The following is a 17,502-nucleotide window of genomic DNA, read 5'->3' on the forward strand; positions in this document are numbered from 1 at the left end:
AATCGACGGCCGAGCCAAAGGCCGTGTTGACTGCTTGACCATCTTCGCCTACGCTGCGCTTTTTTGTAATGACGCCAACATGCCATCCACTTCCCACCCCATGAGCGCACCGTCGTCAATACGGCTGCTCGCCGTCTTCGCTGTCCTGTTCATCGCCTACCAGCTGCCAGAGGGGCTTGGCGCCCGCATCCTGCACAGCATGCCGGTGGCGGCCACGCTGATGGTGCTGTTCCTGCCCGTCGCCTGGCTGTGCGGGCGGGCGCTGGGGTGGCGCGGGCTGGATGCGTGGTACATGCAGCGCTCGGCCGGCTGGGCGACGCTGCTCGCGGCGTGCTTTGCGCTGGCGGTGCTGGTCAAGCTGGGCGCACTCGCGGCGGGCAGCGCGCTGGGGGTGTACGAGGTGCGCTTCGCCGCCGACAAGGATTGGCAGGCGTGGCTGCTGGCCGCGCTCGCGATGCTGCCGTACACCTTCATTCCTTCGGTGGCAGAGGATATCGTCACCCGCGGCTTTCTCATGCGCGCGCTGCCGGCGCTCGGGCAGCGCCCCGTGTTCATCGCTGCCTCGGCGCTGGTGTACGTGCTGAATCATATTTACCGGCTGTCGAACGGCCCGGTCGAATGGCTGATGCTATTCTGCTTTGGGCTGGCGTATGCGGCCGCGCTCTACTACAGCAGGAGCCTGTGGCCCGCGATCGGGCTGCACTGGGGCTGGAACTTTGCCGGGCAGTTCATGGACCAGGTGGGGTCGGTCGATGGTAACGGCAACGGTCCGTTTGTCTCGATGGCGGCGCACCTGTTGATGTTTGCCGCTGTCGTGCTGGTTGCGCGCATGGCCGGGCAGCCGCCGGTGGGCCGGCAAGCATTGGAGGGCTAGCGATGGAAATGAAGCGGATCAATGCGGGAAAGCTGCGGGCAATCGGCTACGACAGGCGCGAACGCATCTTGCGCGTGGAGCTCGACGACGGCACCGCGATCGATTATTCCGGCGTGGGCGAGGAGGTGTGGCGCAAGCTGTCCACCTCGGGCGCGGCGTGGAGCTATTACCGGGACAATATCGAGGAAGAGTTCGCCGGCCGGCGCAGCAACGTGCGGCCGAAGGGCAGCCTCGACGCGCTGAACGATTTGTTCGGGACACCGCCCGATCAAAAAGACGGCTGATTGAGAGCTGGTGCCCGGAGCCGGGATCGAACCGGCACGCCATTGCTGGCACGGGATTTTAAGTCTGCAGCGTAACTTAAAAAAATCAAAGACTTAGGCCAGTTTTTCGTTCCGCAAAAGCGCGCTAATTAGTCCGCTCTCCTCCCTCTTAATTGGATTTTCGTACTGAGTTTTGCGGAACGATTTCCTGACCCACTTTGCCCGACACGAGCCGTCCCGCGCTCAGACCTTCACCGCACCGCACGACCGCAGTTCACCGAGTTCGGCACTCCAGCCATCGAAAGGATCCGCATGTGGGCCAGCACCCGCGCCCCAGCGCTGCGCCCGCCCTGGCGCGCTCGGCGCCGGCCCGCAGGTCTGCCAAGTAGCGGTCGAGCGCCAGCGGGCGCTGCCCTGCGCGGGCGCGCAGGTGGCCGTGCACTAACCGGACGGCGACGCGGTCGGTGCCGGCCTGCAGCGTCAGGTCGGCGCACGCCGCCGGCGGCGGCGCCAGCCAGGCCATCGACGCAAGCACCGGGGGGATAGCGCAGCATTGGGCGTTCTTGTTGCATGGGCGTGCTTGTTATCGGCAACGGTGGTACCTCAGGCGACACAACCGGGGCCCAGACGCGCTGCCGTCGTCAGCCATATTGCTGCCAAATCCGCTCGAATTTGTCGCGGTCGTCCTTAGCGATCACGGGGCTGATCGACTCGGAGCAAATCTGCACACACACTGCCTGCGCCAGCTCGTCGCCGGCGCACAGCGCGGCGAGTTTCTCTTGCACGGCAAGGTCATCGATCGAACCCAGGATGAGGTGTTCGTCGCCTCCGGCAGCGACCAGCATCCGTGCCACCACGCAGGTCGCGTCGAAGTAGACAGGTGAAAGTTCCCGATCGATCACCGCCTTGAGCGCCGGGTCGGCGTCGGCTAGGTCGATGACGCCGGTAAGGAGGCAGGCGCCGTCGCCGAACGCTTCGGGCGGCAACCAGTTGATCCGCTTGCCCCGGGCCCATGCCTCGCCTGCCACATTCACCAGCTCCACCCACTCCGATAGCTGCACGGCGTAATCCGGGGGCGCGCTGACGGCGCTGACGCGCCGGCGCGACTTCTTCAAGTATGCAAAAACCATAATGACCAGTGCGGCAACAGCCAGGAGCGTCATCGAGTGGCTTTCAAAGGTTGACTAGACGCCTGATTCTTGCACAAAACAGACAGACAACGTTTGCCCGCAATCACAGCTGCGCGCGCCGCGGCCGAGATGCCCCTGGTAGACAGCGACGCCGCTTAGACGCCGTATCGCTCCATTGGTCAGTCGAAGATCACCAGCCGCGGCGGGAATGAGTGCCGGTCACAGCGTATTTGCTTGAGCAGTCAATCGCGCTTAGCCATCGATGCAGCTGGTTCCGGCTAAAAGATCACTCGAATCTACCGCGGGCGGTGTATCGATGCGTGTGCGCATGAGGTGCATGACGAGCCGTCAACGGCTTTGCAGGCCGCTCCGCGGCTTCAAAATCAAATACTTGCGCTAGCACCTCAAACAACACCTCATGAGCCCGGTCAGTTTCTGCCCTTGAGCTCGCATAAAACCAAGTGCTTTACCGGCCAAGTCAACGCACGATCAAGTGCCGACGGTGCGAGTGCCAAATGCAGGGATGGGACATTTAGCTCCAGTCAGCGCCGATGATGCCGATCTTCTCGTTGCGAGCCTCGCCGCGCTAAACCTAGTCTCAGCGTCCCAAAACCCAGGCTCCGCCTACTCCATCATCCTGATCCAGCGCTTGTACACCTCGTCGCCCCTTTTGCCTGGCAGACTGATTGGCCAAGCGCGCCCGAGCCCGAAGCGGGGCGGTCCCGCTCTGACACGCGCTGGGCCCGCTGCAGGTCGCCCGCAAAATGCTCGGGCTCACCGCGCACGGACTGCGCCACCAGTTCGCCGCCGCGCCGACCTGACGTTGAGCTGGCGGAGCTACCGCCGCCGGTGCACGGCGGCGCTGCCCGACCCGCAGACCATGCGCGCACGCTCGTTTGCTCCGGCATGGCCTCGCTGCGCGCTGGGTCTACGGCCACATCGAGCGCGACACCCACACCCGGGGCGTGGTCGACCTGGACGCCGCACTGCGCGCCAACCGAGCGTGGCCGCCGCCGCCATGTCCACGGCCGCCCCGCGCGCTGATCCCGGTCAACCTCACCAGCTGATCCAGGCTGCTGCAGCGCCGCCGGCACCGCGGCATACTGGCCCATCCGTTGTTTCTCATACAACAAAAGGACTACCCATGAAAAAAGCCACTCCGCGCGAAGAGAATGCCGTCGCCGCTACGCGGCGGTCGCGCACCTGCACTTCGCCGTAACCGACCAGGCCCAGTTCGCCCTGAGCGCGGACTGATGCCAGCTCGAGATCACGCTCCCGATGGAACCGCTGCCGCCGTTCCCCGGACCGCTGTGGGACGAAGTCCCGCACGACTACCTGCGCGCCCACCATCTGGACGGCCCGCTACCGCTGCACATGCTGGCACAAGCACTGATGGGCACCCTGCATCAGGCCACCGCCATGCTGGGTCTGTTCGACACCATGCAGGACTGTAAGAAAGGAGGTGACACCCGGGCCACTTAACCATCAATGACCTGATTTCTCTCGCATCGGGAGCAGCCACCACGCTGCTCCCCATTTTTTGTGCAGGTTGGAGGAGACATCATGAAACATGCGTCACACCTGATCCTCGCTGGCGCACTGCTGGCTGCAGTCTTGACCGCGTTCGGCGGCAGCAGTTCCAACGCCAGCGCCGCTCCGGCTGCGTTTGCCAGCACGGCGCCGGCACCTAGCGGCACGGCACCGTCCGGGCTGAATCGGCAACTGCTGGCCACGGCCCGTGCCTACCCCGCCTCCCTGACCGGACTGCGCTCGGGCGCGGCGGATGACCGGCTTTCGAGCCTTGCGCTGGTGCGCCCGAACGACGGCAGTCCATGGCAGGTCTGTACCGAGCGGACCCCGAACCGCGTGGTGTGCGCCACCATCGAAGCGGCGCCGCCGCAAGCCCGGATCATCGAATGGTCCGAGGGCGACACGCTGGTGCTGGCCTACACGCCGCTGCCCGGCACCACCCTCGACAGTGCCGCGGTACAGGAGTTCGAGCGCGCCGTTGGCGGCGCGGCGCGCGCGGTAGTCGAGTACAGCCAGGGCCTGCGCCGCGATGGGTCCGCGCGCCACAACGCCTGCGACGACCAGAACCAGGGCATAGACGGCTGCGGCGACGACGATGGCGGCGACGGGCCGGTGGTCGTCGTCAACGGCGGCGGCGGTGACGGCGGTGACGGCGGCGGCGGTGGCGGCGGTGGCGGCGGTGGCGGCGGTGGCGGCGGTGGCGGCGGTGGCGGCGGCGGCGGCGAGGACGACGGCGGTCGCGAATCGACGGTCGTAATCCACGGCACGCCGGCCCCCAACTCGTCGATCACGATGCTCGACGGCAGCATGAGCACCGTCGACTTGGTCGAACAACTGGAAGATAACTACTTCCCCAAGATCAAGTGCAAGGTCGGCGGCCCCGGCATCATCTGCATCATCGGGCGCCGCCCGGCCGACGAACTGCCCGGGCCGGTATACCTGTGGCCGCAATTCATGTGCAACTGGTCGCACGTGTTTTGCTCGGCAGGCCAGGAGCAGGAACAGCGCGATGACGAGCGCATCCCGGACAGCGAGGTGTGCGGCAAGACGCTTGGCGAACTGTACGACATCTGCGACCGCCAGGATGACGCCCTGATTGCCCAGTGCAACGCGTACTATAAAAGTAAATTGATGGATTTCCGCATGTTCAAAGCCTGCGGCGAACGCGCAGCCAACAAGCGCGCCGCCTGCTATAGCACGGCGCGCCGCGTGACCGACAACGGCAAGCACAAGGCGTGCGAGTCCGAATGACAACGTACTGACAACCCCGGGCCGGCGGCGCTGCCGCTGGCTTTTTCAACCTGAAAGGACGTGATATGGCATTTCTCGAACCCAAGCTGACCGTCGCGCTCACGCGCAGCGACGGGGACACAACCCTTACCGTGCTGCGCCACAGCCCCGGCGTCATCAACCAATTCAGCTGGAATCTGGCCAAGATGGTCGCAAGCGGCTACTTGGGATTCACGCAAGGCATCGGCAGCGCCATCCTGCACTTGTTGCAAGACGCGCACCCGGACGCGTTCGCACCGTACCCCAACCTGATACCGGAGACGTCGCTGGACGACACCTTGATGACGGCCTATACGCTGATCCGCCGCTCGGTGCGCGAGAAAACGCTGGTGTACGTGGCCGCAATCGACGCGCTAGTGGCCAGCGGCGAACCGGAAGTGACCGCCACCGACATTGCCGCAACATGGGCCGAAACCCGCTCCGTGCTGGTCGAACGCTACGGCAAGGCGCCACCGGCATCCTGAAACAGCACTGGCCGCGACAACCCCGGGAGGACACCATGTGCCGACAACTGACTGCCCCGATCGCGCTCGGACTGGCCGACTGGCTGCCGCCCGCATCACGCTGGCCGAGGGCGCCTGCCCCGCGCACGCGGCCTATCTCGATGTGGCGCGCCAGCTCGGGCATGGCCGGCCGCGGAACGCCGCCTACCTGGGCGGGCGGCGCGCGTCATAGTTAGCCTAGCGCGCAGCAATATGCCTTCGACCCGAGCGCTCTCAAGCTGCGGCCGGAACCGCCGCGCCGTCGGTCATGGCATGGCGAACGCCACAGATACGCCCCCGGTCAATCTCAAGATATAGCCGATGCAGCCCGGCGTCTCGCGCCAGAAGACGACCGGTGCGGACCAGTGCATCGTTGGACAAGATGGCGGCATTGGTCAGGCGGCTCTTGCCGGAATCGACTTGGACATGCACGCGCTTGCGCCTTTCGTCAATCGTGGATTGCCGATTCCAGAACGACGACATGGCTGCAGCCTCCGCTGAGATATTAGAAACAAGCTCATCCGCGAGTTGCTTGACGATGCCAACGTCACGCTCGATGGCCTCCCGCCGCACCTTCTTCAGTACGGGCTCGCCGGGAAACAGCGTCAGCACGTGCCAGGCAGCCACACGCGAACGCAAGCACTGCTCCATGTCCCCCCCAGTTCCTCCAGATGCTTGGCCTTCCGTACGAGGCCATCCGTCTGATCTTCGGTGCCGATGCTGTCTTCCTTCACGGGCGCCAGGAGCTCCCGGCGGAACTCACGAATCAGATGATTCAGTATCGACTCCAGATCACGCTCAACGCCTTCCAGCTGATGGCGCACAGCGGGAGTCATTTCACCCGCCGTCACTGCATCGATTGCCTGACGAAGCCATGAGTAAGCGCCCTCGACCATCGACCTGCGCTCATCGTCGAGAAAATTAGAAATCCCTCTCACGCCCTTCGCAATTTCATCGAGCTTTCGGCTGATATCGGCCAAATGTTTTTGCGCCACGATGACGGACGCCAGTTGCCAAACTGCCGCGCAGTTGATCATGTTTTGCAGCTTATCGGCGTCAAGCAGGCGCGCGTGCTCAGTAATGCCATTAGGGCCGGTAGCGAAAGCGCGCCACCCGATACCATCCGCTGCTGGAGTCAGCTCACCATTGATCACCACTTCCATCAAGCGGCGACCATGGGCCTCACTTGCCAACAGCAGGCCAGGGACGGCCTACAGAACAGTCGAGATGCGTTCGACGGTGGGCGCCGCCAGCGCACTTGATGGCGACGCATTCGCCCATACGGGTACTTCGTCAACCAGCTGCACCGACATGAGCGGGCGGTCGGGACTGGCGCCGACGACAATGCGTTGGGGGCGAGCGTCCTCAGCGGCATCAAGGGAGCCGGTAACGCCGGACTGTTCCGATGAGTCCGATCTGGCCGCAGGCTGCTGGCCCGGGCTGCGCCGCGCATTCATCAGGACAGCAGCTGCTACAGCGAGCGCCGCCAGAACCACAATAACCATCCAGGTCAGGCTCATCAAGGAATCCCTTCATCAAAGACACTGCAATCGATCTGCTCCGATCATTTTTCCCAGCGCGCACGCAGTGTGCGAATTGTTGCGTCAGCGCGAAGCACTTTCCTGTCCGGTCCACGCAAAGCGACCGCGCCCTCGGGCAGGCCGAAAACACTCTCTATACTCCGACAAATGCTGCCGACGCTCGCATCAGTGCGCACGGCCCGGAACCGGCCAGGCGTTTGGCTGCGCCTGGAAGGAACGGTAGTGCTGGCGTCGCCGGGCCATTCCTCCGCGAGCGCGTTCTCGTCGCCGTCAACTTCAACGTCAACGTCTTCGGCTTCGCCAGTCTCATCTCCTGCACACCACACATGTTCCTCGTCAGGGCGCCAAAGCTCTCCATCTTCGAGGTGGTACTGGCGCAGGGCCTGCGACTGCACGATGGATTCGCTGTAGCGCGCTTTGAGTCCACGCGTGGTGGAGAACCCGTCGTGTAATGCCTGCAGCACGCGCCGGTCACCTGCGACGCCAAAAAACGCGCAATACGCCGGCTGGCCGAAATTGATGCTCGGCCCTTGGTAGACGTAGACGGTCGCACGGAGCTGTGGATGGCGAGCGGCGAAGGGCGCCAATGCCGCTTGAACCAGGCCGGAATAACCGAGCTCATCGCCTGGAATGGTATTCAGGTCAATCTCCACGGTTGCCATGGGCTCGCGCGATTGAACGAAATGGAGTTCGGTGACGGATCTCTTGCGAACTTCGAATTCATTGATGACGAGGGCAAAGTCAACGAGGTCGATGCGCTGGTGCTTTCCCCCGCCGGTCTCTTCTTGGTGGAAATTAAAAGCCGGCCCGGCGTGCTCCGTGGGGACGCCCATAGTTGGACGTGGACCACGGATGGACGATCTTCAACTTATGACAATCCGCTGATTCTGGCAAATCGCAAGGCCAAGCGTTTGGCCAGCTTGTTACGGCGCCAGCCCGCGATCGCAAAAGCCAAGATCCGTTTGCATTTGGAACTTCGCCCGCGCCAAGGGCATGACCAGCAAGGCCAACCCGTGCGCCGGCATTAAGGGCTATCGCGAGACCGGCCGCGATGTCTACATCGACGACGAGGTCTACAAGGCCGTGTATGCCGCCGCAGAGCCCCCGTTGCGCGACGCGATGGACTTGGCCTATCTGACCGGGCAGCGACCCGCGGACGTGCTCAAGATGACCCGCGGCGACATCAAGGACGGAGCCGTTTCGGTTCGACAGGGAAAGACCGGGGCCAAACTGCGCGTCGCCATCGAGGGCGAACTGGCTGCCGTCATCGAGCGCATCAGCAGGAGGAAGGTGATGGGCCTCGCATTGATCAACATGATGAACGGCACCCCGATGACCCGCTACGAGCTGCGCGGTGCGATGGACAGGGCCCGTGCAGGGGCCGGGCGGGCCAACCCGGCATTGGCGGACGCGATCCGAAACTTCCAGTTCCGCGACCTTCGCGCCAAGGCCGCGACGGACACCGACGAACAGCAGGGTATTGCTGCCGCGCAGACGCAGCTGTGGCATTCGACCTCGGCCATGACGCGGAGATATGTCAGGCACCGCAAGGGCAAGCTCGTCAAGCCAACCAGGTAGGAAACGGCATTTTTGCGGAAAAATCGCCGTTTTGCGGAAAAATCGGGAGGTCTTCTTCTGGCGGCCCCATCAGCTGGAACCCGCATGAATTCTGGTGCCCGGAGCCGGGATCGAACCGGCACGCCATTGCTGGCACGGGATTTTAAGTCCCGGGTGTCTACCAGTTTCACCATCCGGGCGGGCGGCGCATTCTAGCATAACGGTGCGCCGGACGAGTTGGTTTTGCAACACCTGCGCGCGGCGCAGCGCACCGGTCAGTTGAGGTACCATGCCAGCATGTGTGGACGATTCGACCAAAGCCAGACGGCCCGTTACTACGCCAGTGTGTTCGGCTGGACCGATGCCGTCTATGACAGCGAGGCCACGCCCGCCTACAACGCCTGTCCCGGCACCTACCGCCCCCTGATGCACATCCAGGACGGGCAGCAGCGCGTGGACGACGTATTCTGGAGCTACCGCGCAAAGTGGGCGGACGGCAAGGTGCCCATCTGTATCAACGCGCGCATGGAAAAGCTGACCAACCGCTACTGGCGCGGCCTGCTCAAGAACGGGCGCGCGGTGGTGGCGGCCGAAGGCTGGTACGAGTGGACCGGCGAAAAGGGCAAGAAGCAGCCCTGGCACATCCACCGCAAGGACCACGCTCCCCTCTACATGCTGGCGCTCGCCAATTTCGGCCCGTTCGAGGAGAACCGCGCCGAGGCCGGCTTCGTGCTCGTCACCGACGATGCGGCCGCGGGCATGCTCGACATCCATGACCGCAAGCCGGTCGTGCTCAACGCCGAAGACGCAAAGCTGTGGCTCGATCCGACCCTGTCGCCCGAGCAGGCGATCGAACTGGCGCGCCGCACCGCCCTGCCCTCCGATGCCTTTGAGTGGCACAAGGTGAGCAAGGAAATGAACCGCGCCGGCGCCGAAGGGCCGCAGGTCGCGCTGCCCCTGGGCGAGGAATAGAGATCGGAAGCCATAGTTGAACGCGTGGGCAGGTTTCTGCCCACGCGTCCAGCCGGCCGACGCCCACCCGTGAGGAAAAAAAAGCCCGCAGGCTAGCATGCCTGCGGGCTTGCTCGTCCCGCCGTCCTGGCGGGAACCCTTTCCTACAACCGATCAGTGCTGGTAGGCGCCGATGTCGTAGCCGGTGGTGGCGTTGCGCGGTTTGCCGTCGATGTCGTTCGGCAGCGCACCGACCGAGGTGCCGCGGCCGATCGCCGGGGAGCCGGCAGCCAGGTGGTAGTCCGGCGTGGTGGCGGTCTTCGAGTAGGCAACGAACAGCGGGTTCGACGACACGGTGTTCTTGGCGGTCAGGCCGTTCTTGAGCGAGATGTTGTAGCCACTGTTCTGGAACAGCAGGTTGTTGCTGTAGCTGTTGTTCTTGCCCGTAACGCCCTGCTCCGAGATGCCGTAGGTGTTGTCGTACACGATGTTGTTGTTCACCACCGTGTAGTTGTCGCCCGCGCTGGTGTGGTAGAAGTCGCCGCCGCCAACAATGATGCCGTAGTGCGACGAGGTCACCGTGTTGTTGATGATGTTGACGTGGTTGGCGTCGTGCCACAGGTGGATCGCCGCCTCGCCGACTCGGTACACCAGGTTGTTCTTAACGTTGCCCGAGGTGGACACGTAGATGCCCTGGATGTATTTGCAGCCCGCCGGGCCGATGTCGTTGACGGTGTTGCCGATCACGTCGTTGAGCACGCCGCCGTAGTAGCTGTCCACGCCGATGGCCGAACCGCCGCCACTGGTGCAGGTGGCGCTCTTGGCGATGTGGTGCACGTGGTTGCCCTGGATGACGGTGTTCGAGCCGCCGGTGTACACGCCGTGCGTCACCGCCGGCTTGGTGCTGCCGTCGATGTCAAAGCCGATGATGTTGACGTAGCTGCCGCGGTTGTCCCAGACGTTGGAGGTCGAGCCCGGGACGACCTTGGCGCCCCACTTGGTGGTCGAGACCCAGTAGATGCGGCCGGTCGCGGTGCCGCTGGCGGTGGTCTTGAAGCCGCCGGTGTAGGTGCCCGGGGCAACCCAGACGGTCGTGCTCGCCTTGGTGGCGACCTGGGCGGCGCGCGCCAGCGTCTTGAACGGCGCGGCTTTGGTGCCGGCGGCGCTGTCGCTGCCGGTCGGCGCCACGTAGTAGTTGTAGGTGGTGGCCGGGATGCCGCCGGTGGTGTCGCCCGCGTGCAGCGCCTGGTATTCGTCGCTGCTCTTCAGGTACGAGGCAATCACGTCGATGGGGACGCCGCTGTTCAGCACCGAGGTCCAATACGCCAGGCCGCCCGCGTCCGGCGAGCGGTTAAGCAGCGACTGGTACAGTTGGGTGATCTGGTCTTCAGGAGTGGCGGCGGCCGTGACGCTGGTGGTCGCGGTGGCGGCCTGTGCGTGCGCTGGTGCAATCGACACCACGAGTGCTGCAATGCTGGCGGACAGCAGTGCGTTCAGGCGGGCGTTCGATGCAAGAGTGACGATTTGTTTCATCCTAAGAATTCCTTAGCTCAACAGTAAATGAGTAAGCTTTGAGCGCAGGAAACTGCCTGAGTTCAATGAATTTGAGAAAAAATTTCCCTGTAGTATCAAGGACATAAGCAACTTTTCTACAGGGCAAAGGATGAGTTCGGCGGGCAAGCGAAGGCATGAGGCCGGCTGCAAGCGCAGGACGAAAAAAAAGCCCGCATGCATCGCTGCATGCGGGCAGTCGCGGGCGCCGCCTCAAGGACGGCGCGGCGCGCGCATCAGAACATGGTCGAACCGGCCTCCGGCGGGACCGGATCGGTATCCGGGGCCAGTGGCGCTGCCGGGCTGGCAGCCGCAGCGGCCCGCAGGTCGGGCGATGCGCTGGCGGTCGCGCCCTGGGTGCCGCTGGCGCCCTCGGCGCTGCCTGGCGCGGTGCTGTCAGCCGGTTTGCCGTAGCCCGACATCTCGAAAGGACTCGCCTTGGCGGCCGCAGCCTGGCCGGTGGCTGCGCCATCGCTGCCGGGATAAGCGGGGGCCGCTGCGGGCGCAGCGCCGCTGGCGACGTTCGCATCCGGCACTTGCGCCTGCTCTGCAGGAACCGGTGCCGCATCCGGCGCCTCGGCGGCCGGGGCGCCGGCCGCTTGCGGCTGGGCACTGTCCACCGCGGTGGCGGCCAACTGCGTGTTCTGGCCCAGCCCGCCATCAACGTTGCCGCCGCCGCAAGCCGTCAGCAGGACGGCAAGGCCTGCGCACAGGATGGCGTTGGCGCGAGCGTTCGTAGCGAAATGCTTGAGTTTCTTCATCGGGCGATTCCTTACCTCAAGAGTGCAAAAGCAACGTTGGACGCGCCAGGCGCTGGCGAGTTCCATCGTCGGAAGAAAAAGCCCGCATGCATCATTGCACGCGGGCTTGCGCGGCCGCTTAGTGCTGGTAGGCGCCGATGTCGTAACCCGTGGTCGAGTTACGCGGCTTGCCCTCGATATCGGTCGGATAAGCGCCAACCGAGGTGCCGCGCGCGATCGCCGGCGAGCTCGAGGTCAGGTGGAAGTTCGGCGTGGTCGCGGTGCGCGAGTAAGCCACGAACAGCGGGTTCGACGACACCGTGTTCTTGGCCGTCAGGCCGTTCTTCAGCGAGATGTTGAAGCCGCTGTTCTGGTACACCAGGTTGTTGCTGTAGCTGTTGCTGGTGCCGGTCACGCCCTGCTCCGAGATGCCGTAGGTGTTGTCGTACACGATGTTGCTGTTGACCACGGTGTAGTTGTCGCCGGCGCTGGTGTGGTAGAAGTCGCCGCCGCCCACGATGATGCCGTAGTGCGAGGTGGTTACCGTGTTGTTGGTGATGGTCACGTGGTTGGCGTCGTGCCACAGGTGGATCGCCGCTTCGCCGACGCGGTACACCAGGTTGTTCTTGACGCTGCCCGAGGTGGACACGTAGATGCCCTGGATGTACTTGCAGCCGGACGGGCCGATGTCGTTGACGATGTTGCTGATCACGTCGTTCCACACGCCGCCGTAGTAGCTGTCCACGCCGATGGCCGAGCCGCCGGCGCTGGTGCAGGTAGCGCTCTTGGCGATGTGGTGCACGTGGTTCTCGACGATCTGGCTGTACGAACCGCCGGTGTAGATGCCGTGCGTCACCGACGGCTTGGTGCTGCCGTCGATGTCGAAGCCGACGATGCTCACGTAGCTGCCGCGGTTGTCCCACACGTTGGCGGTCGAGCCCGGAACGATCTTGGCGCCCCACTTGGTGGTCGAGACCCAGTAGATGCGGGCGCTGGAGGTGCCGCTGGCGGTGGTCTTGAACCCGCCGGTGTAGGTGCCTGCGGCGACCCACACGGTCGTGCTCGGCTTGGTCGCAACCTGGGCTGCGCGCGCCAGCGTACGGAACGGCGCGGTTTTCGTACCTGCGGCGCTGTCGCTGCCGGTCGGGCTCACGTAGTAGTTATAGGTCGTGGCCGGGATCGTTGCGGCAGAGGCTGCCCCGGTGGTACCCAGCAGGACGGCAGCGCTGGCGCACAGCAGAGCATTGATACGAACAGCCTTAGCAATGTTTCCAAGTTTTTGCATTGGGAAGGTTCCTTACCTCAACAAGTGAATGAGTACCTTTGAGGGCTGGAAACTTCCCAAGTTCAACGTTTTCTCCGAAAAATTTCCCCGCCGTATCAATCACATAAACAGCTTTTCCATGCGGCAAACAGCCATGAAAAAACCCGCAGGCATCGCTGCCTGCGGGTTTCGTGACTGGGCGGACCTGCCCGATCAGTGCTGGTAAGCGCCGATGTCGTAGCCGGTGGTCGCGTTACGCGGCTTGTCCTCGATGTCGGTCGGGTTGATGCCCACCGAGGTGCCGCGGCCGATCGCCGGCGAGCTCGACGTCAGGTGGTAGTTCGGCGTGGTCGCCGTGCGCGAGTAGCCCACGAACAGCGGGTTCGACGACACGGTGCCCTTCGCGGTCAGGCCGTTCTTGAGCGAGATGTTGTAGCCGCTGTTCTGGTACAGCAGGTTGTTGCTGTAGCTGTTGTGCGTGCCGGTGACACCCTGCTCCGAGATGCCGTAGGTGTTGTCGTACACGATATTGTTGTTCACGATCGTGTAGTCGTCGCCGGTGCTGCTGTTGTAGAAGTTGCCGCCGCCCACGATGATGCCGTAGTGCGAAGAGGTCACCGTGTTGTTGATGATCTTCACGTGGTTGGCGTCGTGCCACAGGTGGATTGCCGCCTCGCCCACGCGGTACACCAGGTTGTCCTTCACGGTGCCCGAGGTGGACACGTAGATGCCCTGGATGTATTTGCAGCCGGCCGGGCCGATGTCGTTGACGGTATTGCCGACCACGTCGTTCCAGACGCCCTTGTAGTAGCTGTCCACGCCGATCGCCGAGCCGCCGGCGCTGGTGCAGGTGGCGCTCTTGGCGATGTGGTGCACGTGGTTGTTCACCACATGGTCGTACGAGCCGCCCATGTAGATGCCGTGGGTCACCGCGGCTTGGTGCTGCCGTCGATGTCAAAGCCGACGATGCTCACGTAGCTGCCACGGTTGTCCCAGACGTTTGCGGTACTGCCCGGCACGATCTTGGCGCCCCACTTGGTCGTCGAGACCCAGTAGATGCGGGCGCTGGAGGTACCGCTGGCGGTGGTCTTGAAGCCGCCGGTGTAGGTGCCCGGGGCAACCCACACGGTCGTGCCCGGCTTGGTTGCGACCTGGGCCGCGCGCGCCAGCGTGCGGAACGGTGCGCTCTTGCTGCCAGAGGCGCTGTCGCTGCCGGTCGGCGCGACGTAGTAGTTATAGGTGGTGGCCGGGATCGGATACACCGTTGCCGATGCGGAGCCGGCGGCGCCCATCAGGACGGCTGCGCTTGCGCACAGCAGCGCGTTGACACGGAGGGCTTTGGCGATGGTTCCAGTTTTTTGCATCAGGATACTTCCTTAACTCAACAGTTGATGAGCTCGTTTGAGTGCTAGAAACTTCCTGAGTTCAATGTTTTTGAGAAAAAATTTTCCTGAAGTATCAAAGACATACCCATCTTTTCCGGCTGGGAAACGGTAGTCTCGCGGGGCAATTGTTTCGCGGAATCTTTTGCTTCCACCGGGCACAAAAAAGCCCGCATGCATCGCTGTATGCGGGCTGTGGCTTCAGCTCAGGCTGATCAGTGCTGGTAAGCGCCGATGTCGTAACCCGTGGTCGAGTTACGCGGTTTGCCCTCGATGTCGGTCGGGTAAGCGCCAACCGAGGTGCCGCGCGCGATCGCCGGCGAGCTCGAGGTCAGGTGGAAGTTCGGCGTGGTCGCGGTGCGCGAGTAAGCCACGAACAGCGGGTTCGACGACACCGTGTTCTTGGCCGTCAGGCCGTTCTTCAGCGAGATGTTGAAGCCGCTGTTCTGGTACACCAGGTTGTTGCTGTAGCTGTTGCTGGTGCCGGTCACGCCCTGCTCCGAGATGCCGTAGGTGTTGTCGTACACGATGTTGCTGTTGACCACGGTGTAGTTGTCGCCGGCGCTGGTGTGGTAGAAGTCGCCGCCGCCCACGATGATGCCGTAGTGCGAGGTGGTTACCGTGTTGTTGGTGATGGTCACGTGGTTGGCGTCGTGCCACAGGTGGATCGCCGCTTCGCCGACGCGGTACACCAGGTTGTTCTTGACGCTGCCCGAGGTGGACACGTAGATGCCCTGGATGTACTTGCAGCCGGACGGGCCGATGTCGTTGACGATGTTGCTGATCACGTCGTTCCACACGCCGCCGTAGTAGCTGTCCACGCCGATGGCCGAGCCGCCGGCGCTGGTGCAGGTAGCGCTCTTGGCGATGTGGTGCACGTGGTTCTCGACGATCTGGCTGTACGAACCGCCGGTGTAGATGCCGTGCGTCACCGACGGCTTGGTGCTGCCGTCGATGTCGAAGCCGACGATGCTCACGTAGCTGCCGCGGTTGTCCCACACGTTGGCGGTCGAGCCCGGAACGATCTTGGCGCCCCACTTGGTGGTCGAGACCCAGTAGATGCGGGCGCTGGAGGTGCCGCTGGCGGTGGTCTTGAACCCGCCGGTGTAGGTGCCTGCGGCGACCCACACGGTCGTGCTCGGCTTGGTCGCAACCTGGGCTGCGCGCGCCAGCGTACGGAACGGCGCGGTTTTCGTACCTGCGGCGCTGTCGCTGCCGGTCGGGCTCACGTAGTAGTTATAGGTCGTGGCCGGGATCGTTGCGGCAGAGGCTGCCCCGGTGGTCCCCAGCAGGACGGCAGCGCTGGCGCACAGCAGAGCATTGATACGAACAGCCTTAGCAATGTTTCCAAGTTTTTGCATTGGGAAGGTTCCTTACCTCAACAAGTGAATGAGTACCTTTGAGGACCGGAAACTTCCCAAGTTCAACGTTTTCGTCAAAAAATTTTTTACGCGTAACAAATGCGTAAGGCCATTTTCCTCACAGAAATCAAACGTTTGGATGAGGTAGATCGCGGCAGACCCGGCAACTAAGCGGTGCGATCCGCAGTCATAGTTAGCTGCCACCGATGACGCGAAAAGGAACCCCGATGGGCAATCACGCAGAAGTGAAAGAGAGACTGAACGAGGGCGAACTGTACGCCGGGCTCATCCTTGGCCGGCAGGGCGAGCCCGACCACCACCTGGTGCTGCTGCCGGGCGGCGCGAGCGACGTCAGCTGGCCGGCCGCGCAGGACTGGGCCGCGTCGCAGGGCGGCAGCCTGCCAACCCGGCGCGAACTGGCCCTGCTGTTTGCCAACCTGCGCGAGCAATTCGATCGCGGCTGGTACTGGTCCAGCGAGCAGCACGAAACGCGCGCCCAGCTGGTCTGGGGGCAGAACTTTGCCAGCGGCATCCAGACCGTGTACGGGCGGCCGTTTCGCGGCAATGCGCGCGCCGTGCGGCGGATCCAGATTGGCTAGGCATCAGGGAGGGTTTGACCGCAGGCGGTAACCCGCAGGGCGGGCGTTCGGCTGGGCACTGCCCAGCCTCACCCTGTCAACGCGTTCAACGAACAGCACCGTCACCGCGCCGTCACTTTCGGCCGCCGGCGGTCGGCACGCTGCGTTTGAACGCGTGGGCAAGGGACTTGTCCACCCTACGCTACAGAACGTCTAGCGCGAGGCCGCCTGCTGCCCGCCCATCCGGTTGCCGCGGCCTGACGCAAGCATGCCCGCGCCGATCAGCGCCAGGCCAATCATGGTGCCGGCCGACATGCGCGGCATCAGGTGTGCGGCCGCCATGGCAAACGACGATGGCGCCTCGCGCTGCGGGTCGGAATGGCGCCGCCGCAGCGCGCCGTTGCTGGGCGGCCCGCCGGCGTACAGCTGGATCATGTCGCGGATAAACGGCACCAGGTCCTGCGGGCCGCGGCTGGTCAGCAGGTTACCGTCGCGCACCACTTCCTGGTCGAGCCAGGTTGCACCGGCGTTGACCATATCGTCGCGCACACCCGGCCACGAGGTCAGCGCACGCCCGCTCGCCAGCCCGCTCGATGCGAGCAGCCACGGGCCGTGGCACAACGTGGCGATCGGCTTTTGCTGGTGGTCGAAATCGCGCACGAAATCGCGCGAGGCGGACGACTGGCGCAGGAAGTCGGGATTGATGAAGCCACCGGGAATGAACAAGCCGTCGTAGTCGCGCGCCCGCGCTTCGTGCACCGTCCGGTCCACCTCGAAGCTGTCGCCCGGCGCGTCCATGTTCACCCCGCGGATGCTGCCATCGTGCAGCGAGATGATCTCGACCTCGGCACCGGCGGCGCGCAGCGCGGCCAGCGGCACCGTCAGTTCAGCCTGCTCGACGCCGTCTGCGGCCAGCACGGCAATGCGTTGTCCAGCCAGTTTCTGTTTCATCATGTCCTCCGTTGAGCGGTGATGCGCTGACAGAGTCCATGCACGGGGCTCGGTTCC

At 64.0% G+C, this 17,502-nt stretch carries 22 protein-coding genes and 1 tRNA gene; 10 read left to right on the plus strand and 13 right to left on the minus strand.

The genetic code is table 11. The features are described 5' to 3' along the window. Nucleotides 1–79: 79 nt before the first annotated feature. Nucleotides 80–874 carry a CPBP family intramembrane glutamic endopeptidase gene (locus NX774_RS08120; RefSeq protein ID WP_258821674.1) on the plus strand — a complete coding sequence of 265 codons (795 nt, stop codon included), beginning with the start codon at nucleotides 80–82 and terminating at the stop codon, nucleotides 872–874. 2 nt (nucleotides 875–876) lie between these two features. Continuing rightward, a complete protein-coding gene (locus NX774_RS08125) occupies nucleotides 877–1,158 on the plus strand; it encodes a KTSC domain-containing protein (protein WP_258821675.1) in 282 nt (93 codons plus the stop codon). Between the two features lie 620 nt (nucleotides 1,159–1,778). On the opposite strand, the gene NX774_RS08130 is transcribed toward NX774_RS08125, so the two are convergent. Then, complete coding sequence (locus NX774_RS08130) at nucleotides 1,779–2,300, minus strand: hypothetical protein (RefSeq protein WP_258821676.1); 522 nt, start codon at nucleotides 2,298–2,300, stop codon at nucleotides 1,779–1,781. A gap of 863 nt (nucleotides 2,301–3,163) precedes the next feature. Between NX774_RS08130 and NX774_RS08135 the strand changes: the two genes are divergently transcribed. From NX774_RS08135 to NX774_RS08150, 4 genes are all read left to right on the plus strand, one after another. After that, nucleotides 3,164–3,334 (plus strand): hypothetical protein, encoded by a 171-nt coding sequence (locus NX774_RS08135; protein ID WP_258821677.1) that lies wholly within the window; start codon nucleotides 3,164–3,166, stop codon nucleotides 3,332–3,334. A 211-nt stretch (nucleotides 3,335–3,545) separates the two neighbouring features. Further along, nucleotides 3,546–3,749, plus strand: coding sequence for a hypothetical protein (locus NX774_RS08140; protein WP_258821678.1), 204 nt, complete (start codon nucleotides 3,546–3,548; stop codon nucleotides 3,747–3,749). 81 nt (nucleotides 3,750–3,830) lie between these two features. Further along, entirely contained in the window at nucleotides 3,831–5,048 is a 1,218-nt protein-coding gene (locus NX774_RS08145) for a hypothetical protein (protein ID WP_258821679.1), read from the plus strand. Between the two features lie 65 nt (nucleotides 5,049–5,113). After that, on the plus strand, nucleotides 5,114–5,551 hold the full coding sequence (locus tag NX774_RS08150) for a hypothetical protein (protein ID WP_258821680.1): 438 nt from the start codon (nucleotides 5,114–5,116) through the stop codon (nucleotides 5,549–5,551). Nucleotides 5,552–5,803: 252 nt separating this feature from the next. On the opposite strand, the gene NX774_RS08155 is transcribed toward NX774_RS08150, so the two are convergent. From NX774_RS08155 to NX774_RS08170, 4 genes are read right to left on the minus strand one after another with little or no spacing between them, the layout of a single operon-like run. Beyond that, a complete protein-coding gene (locus NX774_RS08155) occupies nucleotides 5,804–6,181 on the minus strand; it encodes a hypothetical protein (RefSeq protein ID WP_258821681.1) in 378 nt (125 codons plus the stop codon). Further along, on the minus strand, nucleotides 6,175–6,732 hold the full coding sequence (locus tag NX774_RS08160) for a hypothetical protein (protein ID WP_258821682.1): 558 nt from the start codon (nucleotides 6,730–6,732) through the stop codon (nucleotides 6,175–6,177). The genes NX774_RS08155 and NX774_RS08160 overlap by 7 nt, the downstream gene beginning before the upstream one ends. A 48-nt stretch (nucleotides 6,733–6,780) precedes the next feature. Further along, nucleotides 6,781–7,089 carry a hypothetical protein gene (locus NX774_RS08165; protein WP_258821683.1) on the minus strand — a complete coding sequence of 103 codons (309 nt, stop codon included), beginning with the start codon at nucleotides 7,087–7,089 and terminating at the stop codon, nucleotides 6,781–6,783. A 44-nt stretch (nucleotides 7,090–7,133) separates the two neighbouring features. Beyond that, the gene (locus tag NX774_RS08170; RefSeq protein ID WP_258822771.1) at nucleotides 7,134–7,943 is read right to left on the minus strand and encodes a hypothetical protein; all 810 of its coding nucleotides are present in this window, start codon (nucleotides 7,941–7,943) and stop codon (nucleotides 7,134–7,136) included. On the opposite strand from NX774_RS08170, the gene NX774_RS08175 reads away from it, so the two are divergent. Beyond that, nucleotides 7,872–8,138, plus strand: a complete 267-nt coding sequence (locus tag NX774_RS08175) for a nuclease-related domain-containing protein (RefSeq protein ID WP_258822724.1) — start codon at nucleotides 7,872–7,874, stop codon at nucleotides 8,136–8,138. The genes NX774_RS08170 and NX774_RS08175 overlap by 72 nt on opposite strands. Next, nucleotides 8,104–8,688 carry a tyrosine-type recombinase/integrase gene (locus tag NX774_RS08180; RefSeq protein WP_258821684.1) on the plus strand — a complete coding sequence of 195 codons (585 nt, stop codon included), beginning with the start codon at nucleotides 8,104–8,106 and terminating at the stop codon, nucleotides 8,686–8,688. Before NX774_RS08175 ends, NX774_RS08180 begins: the two co-directional genes overlap by 35 nt. A gap of 92 nt (nucleotides 8,689–8,780) precedes the next feature. Here the strand turns inward: NX774_RS08180 and NX774_RS08185 are convergent. Beyond that, a tRNA-Leu gene (locus NX774_RS08185) sits at nucleotides 8,781–8,867 on the minus strand. A 97-nt stretch (nucleotides 8,868–8,964) separates the two neighbouring features. Between NX774_RS08185 and NX774_RS08190 the strand changes: the two genes are divergently transcribed. Then, nucleotides 8,965–9,639 (plus strand): SOS response-associated peptidase family protein, encoded by a 675-nt coding sequence (locus NX774_RS08190; RefSeq protein WP_258821685.1) that lies wholly within the window; start codon nucleotides 8,965–8,967, stop codon nucleotides 9,637–9,639. A 153-nt stretch (nucleotides 9,640–9,792) separates the two neighbouring features. Here the strand turns inward: NX774_RS08190 and NX774_RS08195 are convergent, their stop codons facing one another. The 6 genes from NX774_RS08195 to NX774_RS08220 all read right to left on the minus strand — a co-directional run bounded on the left by NX774_RS08195 (nucleotide 9,793) and on the right by NX774_RS08220 (nucleotide 15,916). Next, complete coding sequence (locus NX774_RS08195) at nucleotides 9,793–11,151, minus strand: choice-of-anchor Q domain-containing protein (RefSeq protein WP_258821686.1); 1,359 nt, start codon at nucleotides 11,149–11,151, stop codon at nucleotides 9,793–9,795. A 254-nt stretch (nucleotides 11,152–11,405) separates the two neighbouring features. Further along, nucleotides 11,406–11,930: a hypothetical protein gene (locus NX774_RS08200; RefSeq protein ID WP_258821687.1), complete on the minus strand. Its 525-nt coding sequence runs from the start codon at nucleotides 11,928–11,930 to the stop codon at nucleotides 11,406–11,408. Nucleotides 11,931–12,048: 118 nt separating this feature from the next. Continuing rightward, nucleotides 12,049–13,194 carry a choice-of-anchor Q domain-containing protein gene (locus NX774_RS08205; RefSeq protein WP_258821688.1) on the minus strand — a complete coding sequence of 382 codons (1,146 nt, stop codon included), beginning with the start codon at nucleotides 13,192–13,194 and terminating at the stop codon, nucleotides 12,049–12,051. Between the two features lie 192 nt (nucleotides 13,195–13,386). Next, nucleotides 13,387–14,103, minus strand: coding sequence for a choice-of-anchor Q domain-containing protein (locus tag NX774_RS08210; RefSeq protein WP_258821689.1), 717 nt, complete (start codon nucleotides 14,101–14,103; stop codon nucleotides 13,387–13,389). Beyond that, nucleotides 14,100–14,537, minus strand: a complete 438-nt coding sequence (locus NX774_RS08215; RefSeq protein WP_258821690.1) for a DUF1565 domain-containing protein — start codon at nucleotides 14,535–14,537, stop codon at nucleotides 14,100–14,102. The genes NX774_RS08210 and NX774_RS08215 overlap by 4 nt, the downstream gene beginning before the upstream one ends. A 233-nt stretch (nucleotides 14,538–14,770) precedes the next feature. Then, a complete protein-coding gene (locus NX774_RS08220) occupies nucleotides 14,771–15,916 on the minus strand; it encodes a choice-of-anchor Q domain-containing protein (protein WP_258821688.1) in 1,146 nt (381 codons plus the stop codon). Between the two features lie 227 nt (nucleotides 15,917–16,143). Here NX774_RS08220 and NX774_RS08225 point away from each other — a divergent pair, with 227 nt between their 5' ends. After that, the gene (locus NX774_RS08225; RefSeq protein WP_258821691.1) at nucleotides 16,144–16,515 is read left to right on the plus strand and encodes an Lcl C-terminal domain-containing protein; all 372 of its coding nucleotides are present in this window, start codon (nucleotides 16,144–16,146) and stop codon (nucleotides 16,513–16,515) included. A gap of 192 nt (nucleotides 16,516–16,707) precedes the next feature. Here NX774_RS08225 and NX774_RS08230 read toward each other — a convergent pair whose 3' ends face one another. Beyond that, nucleotides 16,708–17,448 (minus strand): type 1 glutamine amidotransferase domain-containing protein, encoded by a 741-nt coding sequence (locus tag NX774_RS08230; protein WP_258821692.1) that lies wholly within the window; start codon nucleotides 17,446–17,448, stop codon nucleotides 16,708–16,710. Between the last annotated feature and the right edge of the window lie 54 nt (nucleotides 17,449–17,502).

This window comes from Massilia agilis (assembly GCF_024756255.1).
Classification (GTDB): domain Bacteria; phylum Pseudomonadota; class Gammaproteobacteria; order Burkholderiales; family Burkholderiaceae_D; genus Telluria; species Telluria agilis.